Raw genomic sequence first — 26,945 nt, forward strand, 5'->3', positions numbered from 1 at the left:
GGTCGATGCCAGGCTTTTTTATGCTTTATCCTTTCGGTTCGTCTTTGTTCACTCTCAGCTCCCGGCCGTCAATCACCAGCCCTTTGAAGCTGCTTGCCACTTTACCGGCGCTCTTTGCGTCCACCTCAAAAAACGAATGGCTCTTGTTGAGCTGAATCTGTCCTATATCGTCTTTTCTCAGCTTCGTCTGATCACAAATGAATTTGAGCAATTCGCCCTTATTCACTTGGTCCATACTACCGATGTTGATAAAAAAGCGATCCATGCCCTTGCCTGCTGGCCCGGAACCAGTTTCACTGTTTGTTCTTTCACGCCTCTCAGACCTCACTGGCCGGTCGTTGCTCTCAGACCTCACAGGTCTATCACTTCTTTCGGGTCTCGAAGGCCTTTCAGCTCTAGCTGGTTTGTCAAAGCCACGATCAGGGCGATCACTTCGCCTGTCGGGACGATCGTCTCTGCGGTCACTTCTTCTTTCGCTGCCGAAATCGTTGCGATCCCTTCTGCCATCCCTTTCACGGCGGTCACCTCTGCGTTCCATGCCCCGGTCATTGCCCCGGTCTCCGGTACGGTCATCGTTCAGGTTCTTGTCCGACACTTCTTTGTAGCCTATAAGCTCCATTTGTCTCGACAAAAGCTTGGCAAGCAAGGTTTCCTGGTTCATCTCAGCAAACATGGCTACCACCTTCTCGTGAATTTTGATGTCGAGGCTTTCGTTTACCTCAGTTTCCATCACTTTGTCAGCCCAGTGCTCAAGCCGACTGTTCAATATCTGACTAACTGCCGGCACCTGCACTTTCTTCATCCCAATGCCCAGCTTCTTTTCAATGAAGCGGATTTTACGGATGTCATGGTGCGTAATCAGTGCCAGAGAAATACCTGTTTTACCCGCCCTTGCTGTTCTGCCGCTTCGGTGCGTGTAATATTCCGAATCATCTGGTAAAGAGAAGTGAATCACGTGACTCAGGTCGTTCACATCAATGCCCCTGGCAGCCACGTCGGTAGCAATCAGCAGGCGAACGGCATGGGCTTTGAATTTCTTCATCACCTGGTCACGCTGCTGTTGCGAAAGGTCTCCATGCAAAGCTTCAGCATGATAGCCACTTTGTGTAAGCTCTACAGCCAGGTTTTGGGTATCTATCTTGGTTCGGCAAAACACAATACCCAGCATGTCAGGCTGGAAGTCGATAAATCTCCGAAGCACCTCTATTTTGTCGGACGCCCTGATAACGGCATACTGATGTTCAATATTGGTATTCACCACATTACCCGACTGCACCGAAACCTCCACAGGATCCTTCATGAACTTCTTGATCAATGATCTGATTTCACGAGGCATGGTAGCCGAAAAAAGCCAAGTGGCTTTCTCCTCCGGTGTGTGGGACAAAATGGCGTCAATGTCTTCTTTGAAGCCCATGTTGAGCATTTCGTCCGCTTCATCGAGAACGACAATGTCAATGGTCTCAATTTTCACGACCTTTCTGTCAATCAGGTCTATGAGTCTGCCGGGAGTTGCCACAATGATCTGCACTCCGGCTTTTATGGCTTTTATCTGAGGGCCTATTGGCGCTCCACCATAAACTGTCTGAATACGTAAATTGGGATAATACTTGGCAAATGCTACAAGCTGCGCCGCAATCTGCTGGCACAACTCACGTGTTGGCGCTATAATCAGCGCCTGTGTGGTAAGATCACTACTATCCACATGGTCCAGCAGCGGCAAACCAAAGGCCGCAGTTTTTCCTGTTCCCGTTTGAGCAAGGCCAATAAAATCGATGGGCTCACTTATTAATAACGGAATGGACTGCTGTTGGATGGGAGAAGGAGATTCAAACCCCAATTCGGGAAGAACCCTTAGCAAGGGCTCTGATAACCCAAGCTCAGAAAATATACTCATTAAAACTTAATATAGATTAAGCTGCAAAGGTACAGCAAATTATTTGGAGTTGTGCTATTGGCGAATGCCCATAACAAATAATATTCTGAGACCTGCACGATAATCGAGTGAAAGGAAATAGCCAACCTTCAACAACTTGCGAGTTATCGTCGTTAGAAAAACTAAATTATATAGTATTTACAAGAGTGATCAAGCTAATTTATTTAGTATTTTAGCGGGGTAAACATAAAACCTGCCATCTTGTACCTCAACACCCACTCTTATTACAGCTTCAAATACGGCACTATGAGCCCCAACGAGCTCCTTGAGGAAGCCAGAACGAAGGGTGTGTTCACACTGTGCCTGACCGACATTAATTCAACCGCCGGTTGTCTTGAGTTTGTAAGAGAGGCTTCCAAATATGGCATCAGGCCCATTCTGGGGGTTGATTTCCGGAATCACCTTCAGCAGCTCTACATCGCTATAGCCAGGAACAATGAGGGCTTTCAGGAAATAAACGAACACCTTTCAAAGCACCTCAGAGAAGGCTCACCGCCCATTCCGTCGGGTGCGCCTCAAAAGTGGCAAAATGTCACCGTCATCTATCCGTGGGAGATTTATAGAAAAAGCCTTCACAACTTGCTTCCCCACGAATGGGTTGGCATCAAACCGCATGAAATTACCTATCTGCACTTGCAGAAAGAGTCTCTCCCAAAGAATAAGCTTGTTGCATTGGTAACTTCCACATTCAGGCACAAAAGAGACTACAACACACACCGGCTGTTAAGGGCTATTGCTGAAAATGCTCTGCTGACCAAGCTCGAACCCTGGCAGCTGGCTGGCGATGTCGACCACTTTTACTCGCCCGCAGAGCTGGCAACCATCTACAAAGAAACCCCACAATTACTGCTCAATGCTGAGCGAATAGCCGGTGAATCCGGGATATTTTTTGATTTCAGCGACGACCGGCCCCACCAAAACCTAAAAACCTATACTGGTTCGGAGACAAACGACTTCCAGCTCATTTCCAAACTTTGTCAGGATGGCGTCTCTTATCGCTACGGAAAACCCACCCGACAAATTCAGGAGCGGATCAACAAAGAGCTGGAAACTATCCGTGCAAAAGGATTTGTAGCCTACTTTCTTATCAACTGGGACATTCTCCGGTACGCCCGCAGCAAAGACTACTTCTACGTCGGGCGGGGCAGCGGTGCCAACAGCATTGTGGCCTACCTGCTGCACATAACCGATGTGGATCCGATTGAGCTTGATCTCTATTTCGAGCGCTTCATTAACCTTTACAGAACAAATCCTCCCGATTTCGATATCGACTTTTCGTGGAGAGACAGAGAGGATATTACTCAATATATTTTCAACCGCTTCCCAAACGCTGCGTTGCTGGCTACCTACAGCACATTCCAGTACAAATCGGTGGCGAGGGAGTTAGGAAAAGTTTTTGGACTTCCTTCTATCGAAATCGAAGAGATGAATACCAGCACAAAAAGCGGGAAGGTGCCCGATCAATTGGTGCAGAAGATCATGAGCTATAGTCAGCTTATCCACGACTTTCCCAGCCACCTGAGTATCCACGCAGGAGGCATTCTGATCGGTGAAAAACCGATGACTTATTTCACCGCCACTCACCTGCCACCTAAAGGATTTCCCACCACCATGTTCGACATGGTGCTTGCCGAAGACGTTGGTCTGTACAAGTTCGACATTCTGAGCCAGCGTGGTCTTGGGAAAATAAAAGAAGCGATTGACATCATCAGCAACAACAATCCGGCTGATCCAAAAATCGACATCCACGATATCAAAAGATTCAAAAAGGATGAAAGGGTGAAGGAGCTTCTCAGAGAGGGTAAAGCGATCGGCTGTTTTTATGTCGAGTCGCCTGCCATGCGTATGCTGCTCAAAAAACTGAAGGTAGACGACTACCTCGGCCTGGTGGCCGCCAGTTCCATCATAAGGCCTGGCGTGGCAAGGTCGGGCATGATGAGAGAGTATATTCTCCGCTTCCGTTTTCCTGAGCGAAGAAAAGATGCCCACCGGGTGATGATGGATATCATGCCAGAAACCTATGGCATTATGGTCTATCAGGAAGACGTGATAAAAGTGGCACATATGTTCGCAGGGCTGTCCCTGGCCGAAGCAGACGTTCTGCGCAGAGGAATGTCAGGCAAGTTCAGGTCCAGAGAGGAGTTTCAGGAAGTGAGAGAACGATTCTTCAACAATTGTTGTGAAAAAGGCTACGATAAGAAACTGACTGAGGAAGTGTGGCATCAGATCGAAAGCTTTGCAGGCTATGCATTCTCCAAAGGGCATTCAGCCTCCTATGCCGTGGAGAGCTATCAAAGCCTATTTCTGAAGGCTTACTACCCTCTTGAGTATATGGTGGCCACGCTCAATAATGGTGGTGGATTCTACAAGCCTGAGCTCTATGCCCACGAAGCCAAAATGCATGGAGCTATTATTGAGGCCCCTTGTGTCAATAAAAGCGAGAACCAAACCACAATTGATGGAAAGACCATCACGATTGGGCTTGGGTCAGTGAAAGACCTGGAAGCGACCACCATCGAAAGGGTGCTGGGAAGTCGGCACAAAAAAGGACTCTTCCTGAGCCTGGAAGATCTTGTCAGCAGAACAGGCATTTCACTCGACCAATTGACACTTTTGCTAAGAGTAGGTGCGCTCCGTTATACAGGAAAAACCAAACAGCGGCTGCTATGGGAGTCGCATTATATGTTTGGCAAAATGGGTGGTGCCAAAAGTAAGATGCAAGAACAGCAGTTGTTCGGACTTCCCTCCATCAAGGACTTTGAGCTGCCTGCATTAACAGTTGATCCCTTGGACAATGCCTTTGATGAGCTGGATTTACTTGGTTATCCACTTTGTGATCCGTTCTTGTTATTGCGAGACATTCCGTTTGAGCCCGTAATGGCATCGCAGTTTCCAGCCTATCTTGGAAAAACTGTCACAATGCTGGGTTACCTCATTGCCACAAAAAACACCAGCACGCTCAAGGGCGATGCCATGCACTTTGGCACATTCATTGACCAGGAGGGCAATTTCATTGATACTACGCACTTCCCACAAGTTGCCAGGAAACATCCTTTTCGTGGCAAAGGGTTCTACAGGCTAACAGGAAAAGTGGTGGACGAATTTGGCTTCTATAGTCTGGAAGTGAGTGAAATGGAAAAGGAAGCTTTGCTTTCCAGCATCAAAATGCAAAACGCATAAAAAAAGCCCCACCGGTATTTCCAGCAGGGCTCTTCGACCGAAGTCAAATATTATTAATTACAGCCAGCAGCGTCTTGCGCATCAGCAATTTCTTCTGCCTTCGCATTCTTCTTCAATTGAGTGTACACCGACATCAAAGGCCCCATTACAGAACAATCTTCTGGTTCAGCAACATGGGCGGCTTCAAGATAAGGCAACGACTTAGTTAACACTTTGTCACCTTCTTCCACCAGCTTACCGCCTTCTTTCTGATAGGTTTTCAAATCCATGGCTCTCGCCTTGTCGTAATATACTTTGGCTCTGTTCACCCAGATTACACCAAGGTTAAAGTTCCCAACGTAGTTTCCTGGCTCAATAGCCAACGCTTTTTCATAATTTGTCTGAGCTTTAGCAATAAGATCCTGCGTTTCAGCAGCGTTACCGTCAGCTTCAGTCTGGACACTCAAATTGTCATAAAGAACAGCCAGGTTAAGGTAAAGCGAAGCATTGTCCGGCTCCTTTTCAATAGCGCCTTTCAACTTCTCGATGGCCTCAGGGCCTTTTTTCATAGCAATCAGAATATTGATTTCCTCACGCATAAAGTCTGCATTGTCAGGGAAAGCTACTTTCGCCTTTTCCAACAAAGCAAGTGCCTTGGCATCGTTTTTCTTTTCACTTCTCTCGAGATAAACCATTGTGGAGTAGATGTCTTCGTTGGCATCATCCTGATCGATCAGTTTGTAGTACATCTTCATCGCTTCATCTGTCATCTCAGCCTGCTGCGCCGCAACACCTGCGTAAAACAACGTCAATGAGTCGGTTGGCTTGATAAGAGAGGCCTTGTAGAAGTTCTCATAGGCACCATTGTAGTCCTCTTCCCCATAAACTTCTCCACCTGTGTTCAGGAACTTGCTCCAAAAGTCTTCCACTTCGTATTCAGCAAAGTTGTAGTTTACCGAACCTTCAGACTCCATAGTCATCGCCTTTTTGAGCGCTTCAGAAGCCTCAGCAATAGCCTTGTTTGTGTCCATAAGGCCACTAACGGCTGGGTCTTCACTCGTAGCTATGGCCTTATAAATTTTTCCTTTTGTAAGAAAGGTCTTACTCTTACTGGCGTTCTTTTCAATAGTAACAGCAACATCTATCTCGGCTTTTGCGCCGGCCACATCTCCTTTATTAAGGAGGCTTTCAGCCTTCACCACATTGCCTTTCTGAGCATAACTCGCCGTGAACAAAAGCACACCAGCGAGAAGTAACAGCATGTTTTTCATAGTGATAATCTTCTTTTGCAGTTTTAGTTTATTTCCTTTGGTTGGTTCGATTGAACAAATTTACAAATCATTTAGAATTATTCGTCTTGTGGCTCGTCGTTATTAGCGTTTTCAGCATCGGACGCTTCAGGACTCGTATTTTCGCTGTCAACCTCACCTCCTTCTTCCGTTATTTCGTCTTCCTCAATTGCCTCTATTTTCTCTACCGAAGCAATCGCATCCGTGTCGTTAAGTTTAATAAGCCTCACTCCCTGCGTATTCCGGCCCATTACTCTCAGCACCTCTACCGAAATCCTGATGGTGATGCCTGAGCGATTCACAATCATCAGGTCGTCGGTATCTACCACCTCCTTGATGGCAACAAGTGAACCAGTCTTTTCTGTGATGTTGATCGTTTTAACACCTTTTCCGCCACGCTTCGTAATACGGTAGTCTTCTATCGAAGAACGCTTTCCATAGCCTTTCTCAGACACAACCAGAATATTCGTATCCTCCCTTGATACAGCAACCATGCCAACTACAATATCGTCGGCTCCTTCTCTGGTAACGCCTTTCACTCCAGTCGCATTCCGTCCCATCGGTCTCACATCGGATTCGTGGAAATGAATGGCCTTTCCTTTGCTCTTGGCAATCACTATGTGGTTATCGCCGTTAGTAAGGCTCACACTAAGTAACTGGTCTCCCTCCACCACATTAATGGCGTTGATACCGTTCGTTCTAGGCCTTGAATAAGCCTCAAGCGAAGTTTTCTTGATGGTACCCAATTTGGTACACATCATGATGTAGTTATTGTTGATGTAGTCCGCATCAGAAAGGTTCTTCACATTAATAACGGTTCTGACGGAATCACTCGGCTCAATATTGATAAGGTTCTGTATCGCCCTTCCTTTGGTTACCTTACCACCTTCAGGAATTTCATACACTTTCAGCCAAAATACACGTCCCAGCGCTGTAAAAATCAGCAGGTAGTTGTGGGCAGTAGCTACAAAAAGGTGCTCAGGAAAATCATCGTCCTTCATGGTCACACCTCTTGAGCCAACTCCACCCCTGCCCTGCGTTCGGTACTCAACCAGTGGTGTGCGCTTGATATAGCCCTGATGTGAAATAGTAATGACCATTTCATCGTCGGCAATCATATCCTCCATGGTGAACTCATCACCAACCATTTCAATGGCCGTGCGACGCTCATCACCATATCTGTCCTTCATTTCAAGAAGTTCGTCTTTGATAATGCCCATACGAAGCTCTTCTTTCTCCAGGATTTCCTTCAACCTGTCGATCAGCGCCATTACTTCATCATACTCTTTCTGGATTTTCTCACGCTCCATGCCGGTAAGGCGCTGAAGTCTCATTTCCAGAATGGCCTTGGCTTGTATCTCGCTCAGGCCAAACTTCTCCATCAATCCCGTTTTCGCTGTATCAGGATCCCTTGATGAACGAATCAGGTTGATCACTTCGTCGAGGTTATCTAAAGCGATCAGGTAGCCCAGCAAGATATGGGCACGCTTTTCGGCTTCATCCAGCTCAAACTGGGTCCTGCGGATCACCACCTCATGTCTGTGCTCTACAAAATACTGAATCAGGTCCTTCAGGTTGAGCGTTTGCGGACGTCCTTTAACAAGGGCCACATTGTTTACGCCAAATGAGGTTTGAAGCTGCGTATATTTATACAGTTTGTTGAGTACGATATTGGCCACCGCATCTCTCTTTAATTCATAAACGATCCTGAAGCCGTCCCTGTCCGATTCGTCACGGATGTCAGATATGCCTTCTATCTTCTTTTCGTTTACCAGTGCGGCAGTCTTTTCAATCATCGAGGCCTTGTTGACCTGATAAGGAATTTCCGTAACGATGATCTGCTCCCTGCCCGACGGCATTGCTTCGATTTCAGCTTTGGCACGCATCACCACTCTGCCCCGGCCTGTTTCTAGCGCAGCCCTTACGCCAGAGTAGCCATATATGATGCCCCCGGTTGGGAAATCTGGCGCCTTTACATATTTAATCAGCTCCTCAACGGTAATTTCTTTGTTGTCGATATAGGCAATCGTGCCGTCTACCACCTCACTCAGGTTGTGAGGGGCCATATTTGTAGCCATACCTACGGCAATACCACTACTTCCATTCACCAGCAGGTTAGGGAACTTGCCAGGGAGCACAGTAGGCTCTTCCAGTGAGTCGTCAAAATTGGGCTGAAAATCGACCGTATTCTTGTTGATATCGGCAAGCAGCTCTTCTGCAATTCTTTTCAGTCGTGCTTCCGTGTAACGCATGGCTGCCGGTGAATCACCATCGACACTACCAAAGTTGCCCTGACCATCGACCAGCGGATAACGCAATGACCAATCCTGAGCCATACGTACCATGGTATCGTACACCGAGGAGTCACCATGAGGGTGGTACTTACCCAGTACCTCACCTACTATTCTCGCCGACTTCTTATATGCCTTGTTATAGTTCACACCGAGATCAAGCATGCCGAAAAGCACCCTTCTGTGAACCGGTTTCAGACCATCCCTAACGTCGGGAAGTGCCCTGGAAATAATCACCGACATGGAGTAGTCGATGTAGGCACCCCGCATTTCATCTTCAATATTAATTGGGATGATATTTGACTTGTCTTCTTCTGCCATAAATTATGTTCAAACGCTCCAAAAAAACAGAGCGCAAGTTAGTTAAAATTATTGTTGACGACTAAAAAAAATGCAATGGATAAGTGATCAATTTCACGACCTAATAGGGCTCAATTTTATTGCGGTTTTTCCACTTGTAGCGGAAGAGTTTCCTATGGTTTTGACCCATTTTCGGGTTCTGATGTTTTGTGATGGGTTGGCCCCTTACAATTTCATTGTTGCCATTGTGCGCATGCTTCAACTGTATGGCGCAGGAGGGCAATGGGCAACGGCGGATATCCGGAATATTGATAGAAACACCAGCTTGGATAAAGAAGGTTTGTTGCTTGTGTGGAATAGCAATACCGGCTTCTGTCAGGTTGGTGTTGAATGTGTGGTAGTCGAAAGAAGGCTTCACAATGACCCTGAAATACTCAGAAAGGTTCTTTTCAATTGAAATCCCCAAATTAAAGAAGGCCCCTCGTTGTATCACAGCATAGTCATAAATGGGCTGCTCTCCTTTTATTTTTCCTCCACCACGCAAAACGCCTATTTGCGCTTCACCGGCAAAAGAATAGCTCCAGAAGTCATAAAATTTATAGCCAACCGTTGCAAAATACCTTTGAAAGAACACCGGAGACACCTCCGGTTCAAAAGGCCGGATCGTTTCCTTGAAAGTAGTCGGCTTAAAAGAGGTGAAATATTGCCTTTCAAATGTTGCCCCCGCCCCTGCTCTAAAATTCAGATAGTTGAAATGTACAACCACCCCTATAGGGATACTATGCGACAATGACCTAAACTTAAGCGGCATGGTGTCGGTGGCCATACTGAATTCTCTCCTTAACTCCGGGTTAAACACAGGTTCGTCCAAAGGCCTGTATGGCACTTCAAAATAATTGGTGAGGTCGAGCGTGTCTCCGTAGGTGCTTCTGTTGAACCAGTTGCTGTTGCCAGCTATTACTCCGGTTGGGGCTGGCTCCCCCTCAACAATAGGAACGATGATTTGATTACTTTGTGACTGGTAGAAATAAACATTATTGAGCTCATGGCTGTACATGACCAGGCCATAACCAGTCGTTCCTGTGATGGAAAACTGATTGAGCATCACCCTCACAGGGTTTCTGTAAAGGTCGCTCGATTTTCGGCGTGGTGGAGGTACAAATCCAGGTTTTTGCCCAAGCGCAGTCTCGGCGCAAAGTATCCATACACCAAAAAGAATAAAAATAAGCTTAAATAACTTCAACCTGTTTAATTTTCCAGCCTTGAAATTAATCAATTTTTAGGAAAAAGCCCCAACTATTGATATTCAACTACAGTTACCTCAAAGATTAATGGCCTGTAGGGTGGGATAACTGCCCCGTAGTCAGGAATAATCTGCTTTTCGATCAGTACGTCCTGAAAACCAGCGCTGTGCGGCACGGTCTGCACACTCGCTCCATAAGCCATTTCAGACGGAATGAGCAACTGTGCTTCCTCGCCAAGCCGCATATTGTTCAGCCCTGCTTCCAAACCTGTAATGACTTCATCGGCCCCCATATTCACTTCAAAACCGGATTCGCTGCCGAAAGAGTCACCGCTAAAGAATTTACCGGTCCAATTTATTGCTATAGTGCCACTCGAGGGCACCTCGACAGCTTGTTTATCTCTTTTTGTCTTGATGATAGAAAGCCCGGAAATAAGATTGATAACCGTATCAGGATTATTACTGATTTCAAAATCGCTGATGTAGTTGTTAATCAACTGCAGCTCTTTTTGTCTGATCTGATTGATGCTTTCCTCAGCCACTACTTCTATTTCAATAATGGCAATAGAATTAGCAGGCAGTTCGCCGGATACCTCCAGGGTTCCGTAAGCTTTATGAGAAGGAAATATAAAAACGTAGCTATCACCAGTGGCAAGTATCTGCAGTGCTTCGTCCAGACCAGGCGGATAAATTGTTTTGGTGTTTCTCTGAGCCTTAATGGGCTCGCCATTACCGGCCGTGTGGGAGGCCACAACAACACCGTCTATGTTTTTTACTGTGTAGTAAAACGAAATAATATTAGAGGAATTGGGAAGTGAGTTTCCTTCTACCACAGGAAAATAATAGAAATCCTGATCCGACTTTGTGGCGCTGTCTATCTCATTTTCCGCTAAATAGTTCTGAATGGCCAAATCCTGCTCTTCAGGAAGTGGTAGCGGCTCATCCTTGTCCTTGCAGCCTGTTAGTCCCGTTAACAGCCACACTCCTGCCGCCAACACACAAAGTTTATTCATGGAAATCTTTCTTACACTAACGAATCACTATCAGAAATAGTACCAACAATTCACAGACCGTTAACCCTTTACCTTGAATGTCTGACAAAACTGCTGAAAAACAGGAATCCTGTGCAAGTCAAGCTTCTGACCAATATCCAGAAGTCGCTCGTAATCGGTTTTATTCATAGACCGTCTCTGAATAATGTGCTCGTCGTCCTGAAGGAAAAAAGAGGAGATAAACCGAATGAGTATATACGGCGTGTTCAGCACAGTCCTTTTGTATTCGTCGTAATTATTGTCAACAACAGCAGCCTCTTTTGTCTTTAGCTTGTCGATATCGAAAGAGCTACTCATCGCAATTTTGAGCACATCAAAAAATTTCTCCTCCCACTTAGTGTAGTTGTCGAGCAAAAATTTCATGGCATACACAGTGGGATCCTTTTTGAGAAAATAGCCGCCTTTTGACGCTTTCCTGGCCTTTTTATTCAACGCCAGCTCTTCAAAAAGACTCACGCTCCCATTGGCCAGGGCCACCCCCACCGTCGGGGCCAGCATGATAAGCCCGAAGAAGTCATGATCACCGATCTCAAGGTAAGGCGCATCGGTTCTTATAAAGTCCTTTTTTAGCTTTTGGGTGGCTTCAAGGATGGCAGGAATCTCCATCATTGTTTCAATTTCGAATTCTGTCAACATGAGGTTAGGCGGATATTAAGTGATCCTTTAAATATAGCACTTACTAATTATAATTTACCAGTTGATTTTTAGTAAGCATAAAAAAAGGGCTGATAACAGCCCTTAGATTCCTTATGTTTGGTTAGTTACTTCCGCCGTCGTCGGTTTCGCTATCGCCTTCGTCAGTACTTTGCATGCTGGCGAGTAGCTCGTCGTATTTTGTCTTAAGCTCAGCATCGCTTTTCATTGCGTTCCTGACCTTGTTATACAACGCAGCACCTAAATCATCTTTTATCAGGTTCGGATATACTTCCTTAAACTCCGCCACCATGGCATCATATTGATCAAGAATTGATTGATATGCCGCCTTCTCTTCATCCGTGGCACTGATTTCCGCTAACTTTGCATCGTTGCCCCAGGCATTTTTCAACTCGAGAAACCTTCGCCCCTCATCCATCAACTCATTAGTCTTAATAACCTCATTGTATCGAACCTGCAGGTCTTCCTTCATTGAATCAATTTTATTCATCACAGTGGCATACTGCGTAAGCTCTTCATCTGTTACAGCCTCTGCGTCTTGTGCAAAAGAGCTTTGAAGGGAAAGGCTAGCTAAAAAAGCTAACATCAATATAAACTTCGCTTTCTTCGTCATCGCTTTGAACATTGTATTTATTGGTTTTTGTTAAAACTATAATTTTCTCCAACCTCCAAAAAAGGAAAATCTTACTTAAATACCAACTCCTAAAGGTATTTATACCCTTATAGGGCTATGAATGGTGAATAGATGGCGCTAAACTACCAGGTGCGGTAAGGATTGGCGGTAGGCATGTCTTCCAACGATTGAAAAACATGAAAGACGGTCTTCCCTTTGCGGATGTCGAAAGTAAACTCCTGCTGCTGCTTCCTGCCTGTTGCAGAAGCCAGGTTCAGTTGCACTTTTTGCTCTCCTTCCGGCAAAGGCACTCTCGAATAATAGATGGTATGTGGAATCGTTTGCCAGTTCCTAGTATCGGCCTTTTCAGTCAGTGCATTAAAAAGCCCTATGGCAGCACCAAGGTCCTGGTTCTCGCCTCTCACCTGATATTCCGCAGCCTTTTTTAATGCTACCCGCAAAAGCGACTTGCCAAACTCGGCCAGCATGCGTTCCTGCAAGCATTTAAACGCAATTGCATTAACGTCCTCGGCGGCTTCCAGGTCATACTTTTTTCCATTGGCTGACAACGTGGCACTGTTGAATAGCACCGGGCGTTCCACGTATTTGGGAAAAGCAACCCTGAAGAATTCGAGTGCTGCGAGGCCCTGCTTCTTATCGTCTTCATTGCTATCCAGGAAAAAAGGGAAGTTAAAACCGTAGTCGCTGTTAGCAAATGTAACCAAACCACCCTGTCCATGAATAACGGAAAAGTTGATCGACCATTCTGCCTTCACCGGCCCCAGTCCGTTGTTCCAAAAGAAAACAAGTTCTCCCCCATTCTTTGGCGATGGCGTAAACTTCCTTCCAAAAGCTTCCTCGTAGCGGCGCACCTCATCACTAAAACCATTAAGGTAAGCCGTTCTGAGCAGGTCCTCCTTCAGTTGATCGGGGGCGCTCATGCCAAACAATTTCTTGTAGTCGCCTTCGTAAGTTTCATAGGCGTTTCTATAAGCCACGAAAGCGTTGTTAACATCGCCCGACGCCTCATAGATAATGCCCATCAGATTGTTTACAAACGCATCTTTCTGGTATTTATCGGGGTTCTTATACTTGTCTGAAAGAGTCCCCAGCCGGATATTTAACCTGCGGCACTCCACCAATGCCGACTCGTAGTCCCCTAGCTTCAAATAGTTGATGGCCTTGTAGTACAGCAGCAGCAAATGTTCATGATCTTCCCCTTTGTACTCTGTCATTGTCGGGTTGGTCAGCAGCGAGGCGGCTTCATTGAGGTAGTTTACCCGATAGTCTTCACCAAATATATAGGCTTGCTCAAAGGCTTCGTTGCTGATTTCATAATTGCCGAGCAGCGACTGTACGATGCCCTGGTTCAAAAAATACAGGAACCTGGCCTTTCCTTCGGCGGCCTTTTTGTTCTTTTCCAACACCCTTGCCGCCTGCTCCAGGTCGCCAGACTCGAAACTCTGGTTGAACTCATAGTTCATTTGGTAATAGGTTGCACAGGAAGCCAGCAGCAGGCCGCTAAGCAATAAGATTTTAATCGAAAAGCGCACAGATATTGTTTTTGAAGAGCTTTTTTGAGACTGAGCAGCAAGCAACCGGTAGTGTAGAGATTTGATCGCCAGTTACCGGATGCTCGTTACCTTATTCTATTTTGGTACTTGAATAGCGTCAGATTAGTTCCTTATGAACTTCTTGATCTCCTTGTCTCCTATCCAGACCTTCTCATTGGTTTGAAGGTTAGCAAGCTCAAGGTCAACTTTGTACAGCACCACTTTTTCTTTGTTGTAAGAGTCTACAATGGAATTGATCGTACCAAACAGCATAAAGTCTGCTCCTAGTTCAGCACCCCATTTCTTTTGGGTTTCCGGCGAAGCAAATTCCTGCTGATCAGCCCTTTCTTCACGCATTTTCTCACGGAAAACAGAATTTTGAACTACTCTCACCATGCCTGAGTTGATGAACTCTCTTTCAATGTCCATGATAAAAGTCTCAGATTCAATATGCTCGTGGCTTTTGTTGGTAACAAGGCCAACGATCACCACTGGTTTGGCATTTTTTGCTCTGCTAAAATCTTCTCTCCAAGGACGATTGAGCACATCACGGATCATCTCCTCTGCCACGAGCTTGGAGTCGGTGTCGTTCCAGCGCCCACTCAGGTCAATTTGCTGATCGGGGCTTACCCTGGTAACCGTGCGTTGCGAACAACCGGCGGCGATGAATAAAACGGCCAAAGAAAAAACAGAAGCTTTAACTATTGATTGCATTCTCATAATTGTTTTTTTGTCTTGTATCACTTATAAAAATAGGCAGAATACCTCAGAATCTACCTGAAAGCTTCACATTCAAAAACCTTGCCGATAATGAATTGGGTACGGCAAATTGTTGATTGAAGACGTCTTTGACCCAGGTGTAGGAAATGGTGTTCTCTGCACCAAGCAAATTAAGGATCTCAGCGGTCAGCCAGATCGACTTCAGACCTCCAAATATTTTTCCTTCGTTCTTTTTCGAAAACACCTTTGTGAAACCAACATCAACCCTGTAATACTCATCTCCCTTGAAAAAGTTGCGATAAGTCGGATTATTTGGCGCACTAAAGGGTAACCCGCTGCCATAGAGCGCACTGACATAAATTCTAACACTTGGATCGTTGGGCAAATAATCCTGAAAGAAGATGCCCAATGTGACCCTTTGATCGGATGGCCTGCGAATAAAGCCGAGAGTGTCTCCTCCTATGTCCTCAATGGTTCGAAGCAAACCGAGGCTAAACCATGACTCTGTGCCCGGAATAAACTCGCCGTTTACTCTGAAATCAACACCATAAGCCCACCCCCTGGCCAGGTTGTCGCCAAAGTAACGGAGACGCACATTGTCGATGTCGTAAGGAACCAGGCGATCCAGGTATTTGACGTAGGCCTCTGAAAAGAAAACAAAGTTCCTTCCATTCATTTGAAATGCATAGTCCATTCCCGCCAGGGCATGGTACGACACCTGGGCTTTCAGGTCCCGGTTGATGACGCCCTGCCTGTTGCGCATTTCCCGGTAAAAAGGCGGCTGCTGATAAACGCCTCCTGCAACTTTAAAGGCAGTTTTACGTGACCAGGCGGGTGTAAACACATATTGCATTCTCGGGCTCACCAGCAGTTGGCCATTGACCGTCCAGTAGGCCGTGCGAACGCCAGCATTCAGAATATGAATAGAATCCCTGGAAAAGATGGTATGCTGTAGATAGGCTGTCACATGGTAACCGTCCACAAGGTTTTCAGCCCAAATCCTGTCGGTGGTGCTGGCATAACCGGAAGAGTCTTGAAAAATGTATTCGTTCAGCACATCTTCTATTCTTTCCTTTCTGGCTCCAAGGCCAGCTTCGGTTAGCTGGTGATCGTTCCAGCGGGCTGAAAACCGGCTTTCAGTATTCAATAGCGTTGCCTGGAGCTTATTGCGGCCGTAGTGATAGTTGCTGCCAACGCCAAGAACAACCACGCAATCCTTGAATTCATCACTGGTGGGGTCGTTGTTCACATCGCAGAGCCTATACGCTCCTTCCACTTCAAAGTATTCTCTCTCAGCAGTATAAACACCTGAAGCAATCACGTCCAGGTTGAATTTATCCTCCCACGTGTTCGTCCATTTCACACCGGTTTGATAAATGTCGTAGTCAAGCACCTCTTTGCCATCGAAGGCCGCCACCATACGGAACGACCTGCCGAACGTACCGAATTCGACTTCCTGCGATTCTGGCTTTGTGAAGTACCTGTTTTGGGCATAGGAGGCAAGAATCGAGATCTTTTGTCTGTGTGCCTCGGTCTGCTGACCTAACTTAACAGAAACAAGAGACTGGAAGTCGGCGAACCGAGGCAAGTATTGGCCCTTCACTGAAATCGTGTTGAGCAAATACCTGGAATTTTTGTAACGAACCCCCGCTGTATAGTTTACCCTGTCGTTTTTGCTAACCCCCTCCACATGGGCTGAGCCACCTAATAGCCCAAGATTGACGGATCCAGCCTGTTCAACAGGGTTTTTATAGCCTACATTAAGCACAGATGAAAGCTTATCTCCGTACTTCGACTGCCAGCCACCGGATGAGAAGGTAATTCCCGACACCATGTCGAGGTTGACAAAACCCAGCCCCTCCTGCTGACCTGCCCTTACCAAAAAGGGCCTGTACACCGGAATATCATTCACGTATACAAGGTTTTCATCGAAGTTACCACCTCGTACAGAGTAAGCTGAAGACAACTCATTGCTGGCCACGACACCCGGTAGTGTGGCCAGTATCCTGGAAATATCTGCCGTGGCCGCAGGGAAATTTGCCAGTTCCTTACTTGTCACACGAAATTCGCCAGCCCTTGCAGGGCCCAGCTCTCTTTTGCCTACCACAGTTACCTGAGCCAGAAGCGTTTTGTCTTCATTCAACGTGGCCTGAATAACCAAACTATCGCCTGCAGCAAGGGACACAGGTTTTTGAACTGCCTTATAGCCTACGAAGCTTATTTCAAGTTGATAATTGCCCGGCTCAAGGCACAATAAAAAAGTGCCGTCCGTATCGGCATTGGTACCTTTGGTAAGCGATGGAACGGAAATGGTGGCGCCTTGTAACGGAACATTCTGGGCGTCGAGCACTATACCCTGGATGCAGGCTTGTTGTGCCAAGGTGGCAAAAGAAAAAACTAAAAAAGTAATGGTAAGTAAGCTCCTGCGCATCAAACGAATTTTTCCTCGCTGTTCACAGTTTTGAGTCGAGCGATTGTTTCCAGTGGATCAGATGCACTGAAAACGAAGTTGCCAGCCACCAGAATGTCTGCTCCTGCCTGACAAAGCGCCCTGGCATTGTTCATGTTTACACCACCATCTATCTCGATCATGGTATGCGTGCCGGCATTGAGAACCATCTCTTTGGCATCTCTCACTTTTTGGAAAGTTCGTTCGATGAACTTCTGTCCTCCAAAGCCGGGGTTCACCGACATTAGCAAGATAATATCGGTCAGCTCCATGATATCTTTCAGCACATTTACGGGGGTATGCGGGTTGAGCGCCACACCTGCCTTGCAGCCCAGCTCACGAATTTCCTGCAGCACCCTGTGAAGGTTTGGGCAGGCTTCATGATGCACGGAAATCACCTCAGCGCCGGTCTCTACGCACTGTTTGAAATAACGAGAGGGCTGCTCAATCATTAAATGAAAGTCCAGGGGTTTTTTCGTGTGCTTATTGATGGCCGCCGTTACCGGAAACCCGAAAGAGATATTGGGAACAAAAGTGCCATCCATGATGTCAATATGCAGCCAGTCGGCCTTGCTGCTATTGAGCATTTCCACATCTCGTTGAAGGTTACCGAAGTCGGAGGCAAGTATGGAAGGGGCAATAAGTGGAAAGTTCATGGATAGGTTTTCTTAGTATCTAAGCAGTTTTACCTGCTTCTCAAATGTGCTTGACGACAACCGTAAAAAATAAACTCCGGGAGTTGTGCCCGAAAATTCAAATATGACAACGTCGTTGATATCGTAGCTATTGTATTCTTTTTGGGCAATCATCTTCCCATTGGCATCGAACATCTGTACGGAAAGCCCGTTGACAGCCAGTTCATTATTGATTTTTATACTCAGCCTGTTCTCTGTAAACGGATTGGGATAAACCTTCACCTTGTCATTGATCACATCATCCACTGAGAGAATTTTCCCACCCGTTGCTTTGATAAAATCAGGGATGCCATAGCCAAACAAAGTATCAGGTTTAGTTGACCTGTTGCCTGAGTTCAGAATGTCGTTAAAAAGCTCTTCTCTTGTTTTTTCTGGTTCCGCCTGAATGAGTCCGGCCACAAAGCCAGCGACCATAGGCGCCGAATAACTGGTGCCATTAGCAGTGATGAGTGAGCCACTCTCGGCCCCCACAGTAGCGAAAACCCCAAGCGCCACGACGTCAGGCTTGATGCGCCCATCGGCCGTGGGACCGATCGAGCTGAAGTTTGCTAGTTTACCGCTATTATCCACCGCACCTACGGACAGCACTTTGGGACTGTCGGCTGGGGCCGTGGCCTTTTTCCAGCTGTTGCTGCCCTCATTGCCTACGCTGGCTACTACAAAAATGCCCTTATCGGCGGCCAGGTTGGCGGCCTGCGTAATGATGGCCGTTTTGCCGTCCATTTGCGCCTTTGTGTAGTTCATTTGCGAATCGCTGAACACATTATAGCCAACCGAGGTATGAATGATGTCAGCGCCGAGGCTATCGGCCTTTTCAGCGCCAAAAAGCCAGTTGTATTCCTCGATCCGGTATTCGCTTTTCACGTCTTCCGTAACAAAAAGGGCGAAATCCGCTGCAGGTGCGGTACCCAAAATCAATGTAGTGTCTTTGCCCTCGACCTGGATCATTTTAGCTCCAATGGTAGAAAACACCCTGGTGCCGTGGTCATCGAAGGTATACACCTGATGCCCGTTGGTAACGAAGTCGTATGTCTGTAATATCCGGTTGCTGCTGCGAACCTCTTCAAAAAACGGCACAGCGTCAACGCCACCAAAGCCACCGTCGAATATGGCAATCAGCACGCCCTCACCATAGAAACCCTGCCGGTGCATGTGCTGAATCGAAAGAAGGCTGTTTTGAAAATCGGTGGTGGCGAGTACCCTGCCTGTAGCACTTTTGCTTTTGAAACGACCGTTGGCTGTTTCGCCTTTGGTAAGCCTTGCCCCCGGCGCCACCAGCTCCACTCGTGAAACAAATGGGAGTGCATCGACAGTCAGCACCTTGTTGATGTTGCATTGGATCAAGGCCAGGTTCATCCATTTGGAGGTATGGTACACTTCAACGCCGGTTGCTGCCAGTTGATCGAGGTAAGTCTGACTAACCGGCAAATCAGTCTCATCTATTGCAACTCCCTCTTTCTCCCGTCTTAAAATTGCCTTTTCTGAAAGAAAATCTTCGGGCCTGTCAACGGAGTAGGTTCCACCTGATTTGTCCGTAAATTGAACAATATACCGGTTGACCTGAGCTTTCAGTGAAAGCCCGGACAGTAGTAAAATCAAAATAGTCAGAGCTCCTCTACTCTTTACCATGCGCAACAAGTTCCATGTATAATTTTCGGCCAGAATCTATGATCTTCTGACCAAAGCACTCCTCTGTGCTGCAGTAATTTAGCTGAATAAATTCTTTTTTCACCAATCCAATCTCCTTCGCAAAGTACTCTCTGCGCACATCCTGGAAAACGATAGTGTCAAGCACTTCTCTCTGAAGGATTGTTAGCGTGTTTTTGAACGTGGTATCACCCACTTCAAGGGCCAGCCCAAGCCCACTCACCTGATAGGTTTCTTCCCCCCTGTTGTTCAGCGCATTACCGTTCCACTCTTTGCCTTCAGCCAATGGAAAAGTAAGCTTGATAAACGGCACATTATTTTCAATGCGAACCGCCTGGGAAGTAGAAAGCCTTGCCGTCCAAACGGAGTCAAGCTGCCAGTCACCTTCGGCTGATTCCCGGCTAAACCGCTCCAGCCTGTAGCTCAGGCTGCCCGACAGATCAGTGAAGGTATCGGCCACCACTTCCCTGAGAAAGTAATGCGACGGCATGGAGTCGAGCAGGTTGTAGGTAGTAAGGTCGACCTCGTATTCCCAGTAAAGGCCCTTTTCCATTGGGAAAAAGTCAGCACCCAGCCGGGAGGTGTCGGGCACAATGGTTTCTTCCTGACAGCCCATTGAAGCGATCAGGAGAACCCATAGTGTCGGTATATTAAACAGCCTTGGCATGTTGTCTGAAACTTGACTGGATCCAGCCACCACCTATTACGTCGTCGCCTTCGTAGAACACCGCTGCCTGCCCCGGGGCAATTGCATTGACTCCGTTGCCGAAGAACACCTTCATGGTGTCGCCTACCTGCTCGATGACGGCAGGCGCACCGTCGTCGTTGTAGCGCACTTTGGTAATGGTATCCAAACGCTGGCCGGTAAGGTCAGTGTATTTCATCATGTTGAGGCCTTTCACGTACATGCCATCTCTGGAAAGTTCGTCAAAGGTGCCTAGCACGACCCTGTTTTTATCCTTTTGAATCTCGGTCACATAAACCGGATAGCCCAAAGTAATGCCCAGGCCTTTCCTCTGACCGATGGTATAGAAAGGATAGCCTTTGTGCTTACCCAGCACAGTGCCGTCTTCCAGTACAAACTCACCACCGTCGACTTGTTCCTCAAGGCCTTCCACCCTTCTTTTTAGAAACCCACGGTAGTCATTGTCGGGGATAAAGCAGATTTCGTATGACTCAGATTTGTTCACAAGGTCTATAAAACCCCTTTCGCTAGCCATCTCCCTTATTTCAGGCTTGCGCAGGTGGCCAAGTGGGAACATTGTGCGGCTCAGACTTTCCTGCCCCACTCCCCACAAAGCATATGACTGGTCTTTGTTTTCGTCCTTTCCTTTGGAAATAATATAGCGATCATTCTCCTGCCTCACCTTTGCATAATGACCCGTGGCGATAAACTGGCAGTCCAGCTTGTCTGCACGTCGCAGCAATGCCTCCCATTTGATATGGGTGTTGCACAACACACATGGATTGGGTGTGCGACCTGCCAAGTATTCGGTGGTGAAATTGTCGATCACGTAGTCGCCAAACTCACTTCGGATGTCCAGGATATAGTGGGGAAAACCCAGATTGACGGCAATATTCCTTGCGTCGTTGATAGAATCAAGGCTGCAACAGCCTGTTTCCTTTTTGGAGCTGCCTGCGGACGCATAGTCCCAGGTTTTCATTGTCATTCCGATGACTTCATAGCCTTGCTCATGAAGCATCACGGCTGCCAGGGAGCTGTCAATACCACCGCTCATGGCCACCAGTACTCTTCCGTGTTTACTCATTAAGTGTGTCTTTCGCCAGGTTCAAAGCCTGACTTTTACATCGATTAAGCCTCTGAGGACGTCCCTCAAAAAGACGAAGCGAACGGAAATGGTTCGCTTGTGGTGCAAAATTACGATAAGTTTTTGGGAAAAACTTTATGTTCCACGCTCTGCATCGTTTTTAATAAATTAGTTACTTCACATTTCTCACTTCACCAGGCAGATTTTCTGAAACAACGGCTTATATGGATCCAAAGGTTTTAGGCGCAAAATATGATAAAATCGCCCAATGGTGGCACGACGGGCACCTAGCCTCCAACTACGGCGTGGATCAAATCAAAAGGGCGATTAGCTATTGTTCCCACAAAACAACCGCTCTCGATGTCGGCTGCGGCAGTGGCGGAAGAATAACGAAAGAGCTGCTTGCCAGTGGCTTTAGTATAATCGGATTAGACGTGTCGGCCCAAATGATTGAAATTGGCAGGGCCAATCACCCGGAGGTTAATTTTATTAACGATGATATTTGCAAGTGGCAGTCACCATCAAAATTTGACTTTATTGTTGCCTGGGACAGCATATTTCACCTGCCGTTCAAATCACAAGCACCCGTAGTTGCCAAACTTTGTGCAATGTTAAATAGCGATGGCATACTCATCTATTCGTTTGGTAACGACTACGGCGAGCACGAAAACCAATGGAGAAATGACACTTTCTACTACAGCACAATCGGTATCACTGAAAACCTTCGGATGATCGCAGAAAACAATTGCCAATGTGTGCACCTGGAGTTGGATCAATATCCCGAGAAACACGTTTACGTGATTGCTCAAAGAACCTGAATCCATTCACAATGAAGCCCTTAAAAGACATCATCACCCAAATTGAACTCCACTTGATTGAAGGAATCAAAAAGTGCTTTCAAGAAGGAGCCAGCCCTAACGACCTTTTCCGGGATGAACCCCTCATCTACGAGCTCACAAGCGAATATACCCGAAGTCCCCGGTTCAAAGCATGCGTGCAGGCCTTTGTTGATGCCGGGCTGGTCTTCGAAGACAAGGCATTACTGGCTGTTCTGCTCGATGATGCCGAGACACTTGCCAGTGAGGTAGCGACCCAACCTGCATTGATTTCTAAAAAGTATAGTCTGAGGTGTGCCTATACCCCTCTTTTTGAAGCCACACTTCTTCATGTCTGCGCCGAGTTCAATCATGTGGCATGCGCTGGTGTGCTGGTTGAGAATGGCGCTGACGTCAATGCTAAAGCCGGCGTTGATAAGCATGGCTTTGGCGGACAGACGCCCATATTCCACACGGTGAATCAGAACAATAACCAATCCGCTGAGATGCTCGACTTTTGTCTTGAAAACGGTGCCGATTTGCATATTACCTTGCAGGGCATCATCTGGGGAAAAGGCTACCCCTGGGAAACACTTATTCCTTCGGTCAATCCGATCAGCTATGCGATGATGGGCCTCCTTCCCCAAATGCACCGAGACGAAACCACCACATCGGCTACCGTGACCTGGCTGCTCCAAAGGGCTTATGGCATCGACTACAAACCGGAAAATGTGCCCAACGCTTATTTGAGGTAGTGAGTGGGTAATACTGACAAAACTATGCAGACGGCCTTGCAATCGGCTGGCCTCCTTCTGTATCAAATTAGCTGATTACCTGCCTTATCACACCAATGAACGGTAGTTCTCTCATTAACAGGTGGTCAGCACTTCAGTACCAATATTCAATCCTTCAAACCAGGTCATTTAGTCTTCTGAACATTATCGCTGACAATTTTTCTTTTAGAAGATGCAGGCAAAAGGCTTATCTTTGAATTTTGGTCATTCCATTAGCACGGACATTTTTTTTCACTTAGTTTACTCAACCAATTCGTAGACATAACTTCTCGTTCTATGAGATACATACTTCTATTTTTTGCGCTGATCATCACCAGCTTTTCCTACTCCCAGGGGTGCAGCGATGCCGGGTTTTGCACCATGGGTGCCATGAAACCAGACCAGGGCTATAATCGACGCATCCAGGTAAAACTCAGGTCGATTGAGTTCACTCACTACGTGGGACTGACACGGTTCAAGGACGTGGTGTACAACTATGTGGCTGATGTGAATGTAGGCCTCAATAGCAAAACCACGGTTCAGTTGAAGGTGCCTTACGTTTTCGTCGACGGCGCCCTGGCCAACACAAAGGGCATCGGCGATCTTAGTCTCGCCCTTACCCGCAACCTCATTACCAGAGAAGCATTTCAGATAAATGCAACGGTTGGATCAAAGATCCCAACAGGGGACTCTAATATTAAGAATACCGAGGGGCAATCTCTGCCCATGTACAACCAGACCGGACTCGGCACCTACGACGCTGTGGCGGGCATCTCTTTTATTACTTCAAAATGGCTGCTGGCAACAGGTATTCAACGCCCTTTCGGACAAATCAACAGCACCTTTCTTTGGAGCGACTGGATAGGCGATCCGTTGGAAAAAAAGGCGTTAGAGTACACACAGGCAAGGTCGCTTGTGAGAGGCACTGACATCATGTTCAGGGTAGAGCGCAACTTCAGGTTCACGAACTTCAACTTCAGCACTGGTCTTCTGCCTATCTACAGACTTAATAAAGATGTAATTAACATTCCGGTACTGGAAGGCGACCAGGTAGTTGGCTATAAAGACAAAATCATTGATGGCTCGGAGGGCCTGGCGCTGACACTCCTGATAAGCGGTGGCTATCAATTCAACACCAGACTTGGCCTCAAAATGATCAATGGTTTCCGGTTGGTAAAGCGACACACCAATCCAGATGGACTGTCGAGAGAGTATGTAAACAATGTTTCATTGATTTATAAATTCTAAATGAAACTAAGCAACCAATTATTCTGGCTTTTTCTGTTTATTAATATTGCTGCCCAGGCACAAGAAGCTTTGATGGAGCAGGCAGAAAACGAGCAAATCAACGCTAACTACTCAGCGGCCTACGATCATTTCGAACAAGCCGCTGCCAGTTTTTTCAAAGCCAACCAAAATGAAAAGGCTGCAGTTTGCCAACTCCGGATGGCCGAATGCCAGCTGGCCCTGGGCGAGCCACAGTGGGCTCAGGCCATAGTTCAGAGCAACGAGCTGGCGGAGATTATTAAAGGGTCTGGCAACCTCAGGGCCATCTCCCTGAATATCCTCGGCGATATTTACCTTAGATCCGGAAGAAATGACCTGGCGCTCGAAGAACTTCTTAAGGCGGAAAAGTTACTGCCTGCCAATAGCCTTGAACAAGCAAAATGTTACAACGACCTGGGCGTGGTGTACTGGAACAACGGTAACCGGGAGCTGGCCCTGCAATACCACGAAAAGGCACTAAGCATTCGCCAATCGGCGGGCGCAGGCAAGGCGGTGTTGCTTGCAGACTCCTACAACAACATCGGGCTTATTTATTTGCAAGACCTCCCCGCCTTTGCTGTCGACTATTTTAACAAGGCCCTGGCTATTTACAAGGACAATCTTGGTGAAAACCACCCCAAAGTAGCCAGCGGATATAGCAACCTGGCCTTTGCCACCGCTAACCAGGGAAGTTACGACAAGGCAATAACTTACCTCGACCAGGTCATGAATATTTGGAATGCCACCTACACAGGCGACCACCCCAACAAGGCCTTTACCACCAGCAACAAGGGGCGGTTGACCGAAATGAAGGGATCGCTTGAAGAAGCACTGGCATTCCAGAGAGTTGCGCTGCAAATGTACCAAAACCTTTATGGAGAAAAGCATCCGGAAATAGCCAACACCTATTTTCTCATAGGATCCATTTACCAAAAACAGAATAAGTTTGAGCTGGCAGTAGAGAGCTTTCAAAAATCTATTTATGCGAATCTCTACTCCCAGAATTATCAGACCATTTACGACCTGCCTGAGCTGAGAGACTACTATAACGCCGACATTCTTCTTTCCTCGCTGCAATCAAAGGCCAAGAACATGGAGGCGCTGCATTTTGAAAAAACACTGAAGCTACGGGACATTGACGGGGCACTTGCTGCCTACGTTGCCTGTGATGAATTAATCACAAGCATTCGCCAGATTCGTTTAAATGAGGCTGACAAGCTCCGACTTGGTGCTGTTGCCTATGAAGTGTATGAAAATGGCATTAGTACTGCACTCTACCTGAGCGAGCGAACATTTAAGAAGCAATACTACCAAAAGCTGGCTTTCAATTTCTGTGAAAGAAGCAAGTCAGCTGTGCTTCTCGACGCCATCAACGACGCCAAAGCCAAGCACTTTGCCGGTATCCCAGATGAGGAGCTGGCGCTGGAAGACAGCCTGAAGGACCAGATCATTTTCATCGAACAAAAGTTGGCAGGAGGCAAACTTTCGGCTGAAAAAGAAGAAGAGCTTGAGGCTGAGCTTTTCGCCTTTGAATCTGCCCTGAGAAGCTTTATTGAAAAGCTGGAAGATCAGTACCCGGAATATTTCAAGCTCAAATACAGCAATACCCTGGCCTCAGTTGAAACATTGCAACCACTTTTGAGTGAGAGTCAAGGCATCCTCTCCTATTTCATAGGTGAAGAGAATGTATATGTCTTTCTCGTCACAAGCAACCGGCTTAATGCCACCACCATCAAGAAAGACGCTAATTTCGCCAGGAACATTGTCGGGCTGAGGAACGCCATCAAATACAGGCAGCAGGAAGTGTTCCAAAAAGCGTCTGAAGCGCTGTACGAACAGCTTATCCCCACACTACCTGCCTCTATCAGTTCGCTTGTCGTACTCCCCGATGGTCCGATTAGCGCTGTACCATTCGAGTCGTTGGTAACCGGTCGTGACAAGGACGGCACCATCAACTACCTCATTAGTGAAAAAGTCATTTCGTATGACTACTCAGCCACACTTCTTGCTGAACGAATCGCCAGTGAGTCATCCAGCCCCGGGAATGGCATTTTATTATCAGCGCCGCTTTCCTTCGAAAAGAATGAAGTGGTCATGCAGACACTGCCAGACACGGAAAAAGAAGTGAAGGAGATCAAGTTTCTATTTACCGGATCCGACCAGGAGGCAAACCTTATGTTGAGTGCTTCCGCTTCGGAGAGCTTCGTTAAGTCAGATCAACTGGGACAGTACAAATTTCTGCATTTTGCCACCCACGGCATGGTGAATGAGGCCAAGCCAGAGCTTTCGAGGATTTTCCTCTCGCCAGGAAATGATGAAGACGGCAGCCTTTATTCCGGAGAGATCTACAGCCTCGGTATCAATGCCGATTTGGTCAATCTTTCGGCTTGCGAAACAGGTCTCGGCAAAGTTACCCGTGGTGAGGGCATCATTGGCTTGAGCAGGGCACTGATGTACGCCGGAGCCAAAAACCTGATCGTTTCATTGTGGCAGGTAGCCGATGCTTCGACAGCGTCTCTGATGATTGAGTTTTATAAACAACACCTCTATCATTCTGACAATAACCTGTTTGCTGACGACCTCCGAAAGGCAAAATTAAGCCTGCTCAACTCTGAAAATTACCAGGATCCGTACTACTGGGCCCCGTTTATTTTGGTAGGTTTGTGACAATAGCAGCAGTTATTTTGTTCCAATTGGTAGTGAATTGCTAATTTTGGGATAGCA

General features: G+C 46.9%; 19 protein-coding genes. 5 read left to right on the forward strand and 14 right to left on the reverse strand.

Annotated elements, in window-relative coordinates; genetic code table 11:
* Positions 1-25 precede the first annotated feature (25 nt).
* Positions 26-1,894: a DEAD/DEAH box helicase gene (locus RT717_RS11340; protein WP_317491851.1), complete on the reverse strand. Its 1,869-nt coding sequence runs from the start codon at positions 1,892-1,894 to the stop codon at positions 26-28.
* A 240-nt stretch (positions 1,895-2,134) separates the two neighbouring features.
* On the opposite strand from RT717_RS11340, the gene RT717_RS11345 reads away from it, so the two are divergent.
* Positions 2,135-5,113: a DNA polymerase III subunit alpha gene (locus RT717_RS11345; RefSeq protein ID WP_317491852.1), complete on the forward strand. Its 2,979-nt coding sequence runs from the start codon at positions 2,135-2,137 to the stop codon at positions 5,111-5,113.
* Between the two features lie 53 nt (positions 5,114-5,166).
* Here RT717_RS11345 and RT717_RS11350 read toward each other — a convergent pair whose 3' ends face one another.
* From RT717_RS11350 to mnmA, 13 genes are all read right to left on the reverse strand, one after another.
* Positions 5,167-6,354: a tetratricopeptide repeat protein gene (locus tag RT717_RS11350; protein ID WP_317491853.1), complete on the reverse strand. Its 1,188-nt coding sequence runs from the start codon at positions 6,352-6,354 to the stop codon at positions 5,167-5,169.
* Between the two features lie 86 nt (positions 6,355-6,440).
* Positions 6,441-8,993: a DNA gyrase subunit A gene (gene gyrA / locus RT717_RS11355; RefSeq protein ID WP_317491854.1), complete on the reverse strand. Its 2,553-nt coding sequence runs from the start codon at positions 8,991-8,993 to the stop codon at positions 6,441-6,443.
* 100 nt (positions 8,994-9,093) lie between these two features.
* Positions 9,094-10,215 carry a hypothetical protein gene (locus RT717_RS11360; protein WP_317491855.1) on the reverse strand — a complete coding sequence of 374 codons (1,122 nt, stop codon included), beginning with the start codon at positions 10,213-10,215 and terminating at the stop codon, positions 9,094-9,096.
* Positions 10,216-10,268: 53 nt separating this feature from the next.
* Positions 10,269-11,228: an FKBP-type peptidyl-prolyl cis-trans isomerase gene (locus tag RT717_RS11365; protein ID WP_317491856.1), complete on the reverse strand. Its 960-nt coding sequence runs from the start codon at positions 11,226-11,228 to the stop codon at positions 10,269-10,271.
* Positions 11,229-11,288: 60 nt separating this feature from the next.
* A complete protein-coding gene (locus RT717_RS11370) occupies positions 11,289-11,903 on the reverse strand; it encodes a hypothetical protein (protein ID WP_317491857.1) in 615 nt (204 codons plus the stop codon).
* A gap of 121 nt (positions 11,904-12,024) precedes the next feature.
* Positions 12,025-12,546 (reverse strand): hypothetical protein, encoded by a 522-nt coding sequence (locus RT717_RS11375; RefSeq protein WP_317491858.1) that lies wholly within the window; start codon positions 12,544-12,546, stop codon positions 12,025-12,027.
* A gap of 131 nt (positions 12,547-12,677) precedes the next feature.
* A complete protein-coding gene (locus RT717_RS11380; protein WP_317491859.1) occupies positions 12,678-14,087 on the reverse strand; it encodes a COG3014 family protein in 1,410 nt (469 codons plus the stop codon).
* A gap of 123 nt (positions 14,088-14,210) precedes the next feature.
* The gene (locus RT717_RS11385; RefSeq protein WP_317491860.1) at positions 14,211-14,801 is read right to left on the reverse strand and encodes a penicillin-binding protein activator LpoB; all 591 of its coding nucleotides are present in this window, start codon (positions 14,799-14,801) and stop codon (positions 14,211-14,213) included.
* 52 nt (positions 14,802-14,853) lie between these two features.
* Positions 14,854-17,238, reverse strand: coding sequence for a TonB-dependent receptor (locus RT717_RS11390; RefSeq protein WP_317491861.1), 2,385 nt, complete (start codon positions 17,236-17,238; stop codon positions 14,854-14,856).
* Positions 17,238-17,912 (reverse strand): ribulose-phosphate 3-epimerase, encoded by a 675-nt coding sequence (gene rpe, locus RT717_RS11395; RefSeq protein WP_317491862.1) that lies wholly within the window; start codon positions 17,910-17,912, stop codon positions 17,238-17,240. The genes RT717_RS11390 and rpe overlap by 1 nt, the downstream gene beginning before the upstream one ends.
* Positions 17,913-17,924: 12 nt before the next feature.
* Positions 17,925-19,580: a S8 family peptidase gene (locus RT717_RS11400; protein WP_317491863.1), complete on the reverse strand. Its 1,656-nt coding sequence runs from the start codon at positions 19,578-19,580 to the stop codon at positions 17,925-17,927.
* Positions 19,567-20,265 carry a hypothetical protein gene (locus tag RT717_RS11405; protein ID WP_317491864.1) on the reverse strand — a complete coding sequence of 233 codons (699 nt, stop codon included), beginning with the start codon at positions 20,263-20,265 and terminating at the stop codon, positions 19,567-19,569. Before RT717_RS11405 ends, RT717_RS11400 begins: the two co-directional genes overlap by 14 nt.
* Positions 20,249-21,367 (reverse strand): tRNA 2-thiouridine(34) synthase MnmA, encoded by a 1,119-nt coding sequence (gene mnmA, locus RT717_RS11410; RefSeq protein WP_317491865.1) that lies wholly within the window; start codon positions 21,365-21,367, stop codon positions 20,249-20,251. The genes RT717_RS11405 and mnmA overlap by 17 nt, the downstream gene beginning before the upstream one ends.
* A 224-nt stretch (positions 21,368-21,591) precedes the next feature.
* Between mnmA and RT717_RS11415 the strand changes: the two genes are divergently transcribed.
* The 4 genes from RT717_RS11415 (at position 21,592) to RT717_RS11430 (ending at position 26,888) form a co-directional block, all read left to right on the forward strand.
* Positions 21,592-22,185 carry a class I SAM-dependent methyltransferase gene (locus RT717_RS11415; RefSeq protein WP_317491866.1) on the forward strand — a complete coding sequence of 198 codons (594 nt, stop codon included), beginning with the start codon at positions 21,592-21,594 and terminating at the stop codon, positions 22,183-22,185.
* Positions 22,186-22,196: 11 nt separating this feature from the next.
* Positions 22,197-22,937, forward strand: coding sequence for a hypothetical protein (locus tag RT717_RS11420; RefSeq protein ID WP_317491867.1), 741 nt, complete (start codon positions 22,197-22,199; stop codon positions 22,935-22,937).
* Positions 22,938-23,252: 315 nt separating this feature from the next.
* The gene (locus RT717_RS11425) at positions 23,253-24,203 is read left to right on the forward strand and encodes a hypothetical protein (protein ID WP_317491868.1); all 951 of its coding nucleotides are present in this window, start codon (positions 23,253-23,255) and stop codon (positions 24,201-24,203) included.
* Positions 24,204-26,888 carry a CHAT domain-containing tetratricopeptide repeat protein gene (locus RT717_RS11430; protein ID WP_317491869.1) on the forward strand — a complete coding sequence of 895 codons (2,685 nt, stop codon included), beginning with the start codon at positions 24,204-24,206 and terminating at the stop codon, positions 26,886-26,888.
* Positions 26,889-26,945 lie beyond the last annotated feature (57 nt).

Source organism: Imperialibacter roseus (assembly GCF_032999765.1).
Lineage (GTDB): Bacteria > Bacteroidota > Bacteroidia > Cytophagales > Cyclobacteriaceae > Imperialibacter > Imperialibacter roseus.

Coding starts and splice junctions, on each gene's coding strand:
- RT717_RS11340 (WP_317491851.1), bottom strand. CDS start 1,894: ATGAGTATATTTTCTGAGCTTGGGTTATCAGAGCCCTTGCTAAGGGTT.
- RT717_RS11350 (WP_317491853.1), bottom strand. CDS start 6,354: ATGCTGTTACTTCTCGCTGGTGTGCTTTTGTTCACGGCGAGTTATGCT.
- gyrA (WP_317491854.1), bottom strand. CDS start 8,993: ATGGCAGAAGAAGACAAGTCAAATATCATCCCAATTAATATTGAAGAT.
- RT717_RS11365 (WP_317491856.1), bottom strand. CDS start 11,228: ATGAATAAACTTTGTGTGTTGGCGGCAGGAGTGTGGCTGTTAACGGGA.
- RT717_RS11370 (WP_317491857.1), bottom strand. CDS start 11,903: ATGTTGACAGAATTCGAAATTGAAACAATGATGGAGATTCCTGCCATC.
- RT717_RS11375 (WP_317491858.1), bottom strand. CDS start 12,546: ATGTTCAAAGCGATGACGAAGAAAGCGAAGTTTATATTGATGTTAGCT.
- RT717_RS11385 (WP_317491860.1), bottom strand. CDS start 14,801: ATGCAATCAATAGTTAAAGCTTCTGTTTTTTCTTTGGCCGTTTTATTC.
- RT717_RS11390 (WP_317491861.1), bottom strand. CDS start 17,238: ATGCGCAGGAGCTTACTTACCATTACTTTTTTAGTTTTTTCTTTTGCC.
- rpe (WP_317491862.1), bottom strand. CDS start 17,912: ATGAACTTTCCACTTATTGCCCCTTCCATACTTGCCTCCGACTTCGGT.
- RT717_RS11400 (WP_317491863.1), bottom strand. CDS start 19,580: ATGGTAAAGAGTAGAGGAGCTCTGACTATTTTGATTTTACTACTGTCC.
- RT717_RS11405 (WP_317491864.1), bottom strand. CDS start 20,265: ATGCCAAGGCTGTTTAATATACCGACACTATGGGTTCTCCTGATCGCT.
- mnmA (WP_317491865.1), bottom strand. CDS start 21,367: ATGAGTAAACACGGAAGAGTACTGGTGGCCATGAGCGGTGGTATTGAC.
- RT717_RS11415 (WP_317491866.1), top strand. CDS start 21,592: ATGGATCCAAAGGTTTTAGGCGCAAAATATGATAAAATCGCCCAATGG.
- RT717_RS11420 (WP_317491867.1), top strand. CDS start 22,197: ATGAAGCCCTTAAAAGACATCATCACCCAAATTGAACTCCACTTGATT.
- RT717_RS11425 (WP_317491868.1), top strand. CDS start 23,253: ATGAGATACATACTTCTATTTTTTGCGCTGATCATCACCAGCTTTTCC.
- RT717_RS11430 (WP_317491869.1), top strand. CDS start 24,204: ATGAAACTAAGCAACCAATTATTCTGGCTTTTTCTGTTTATTAATATT.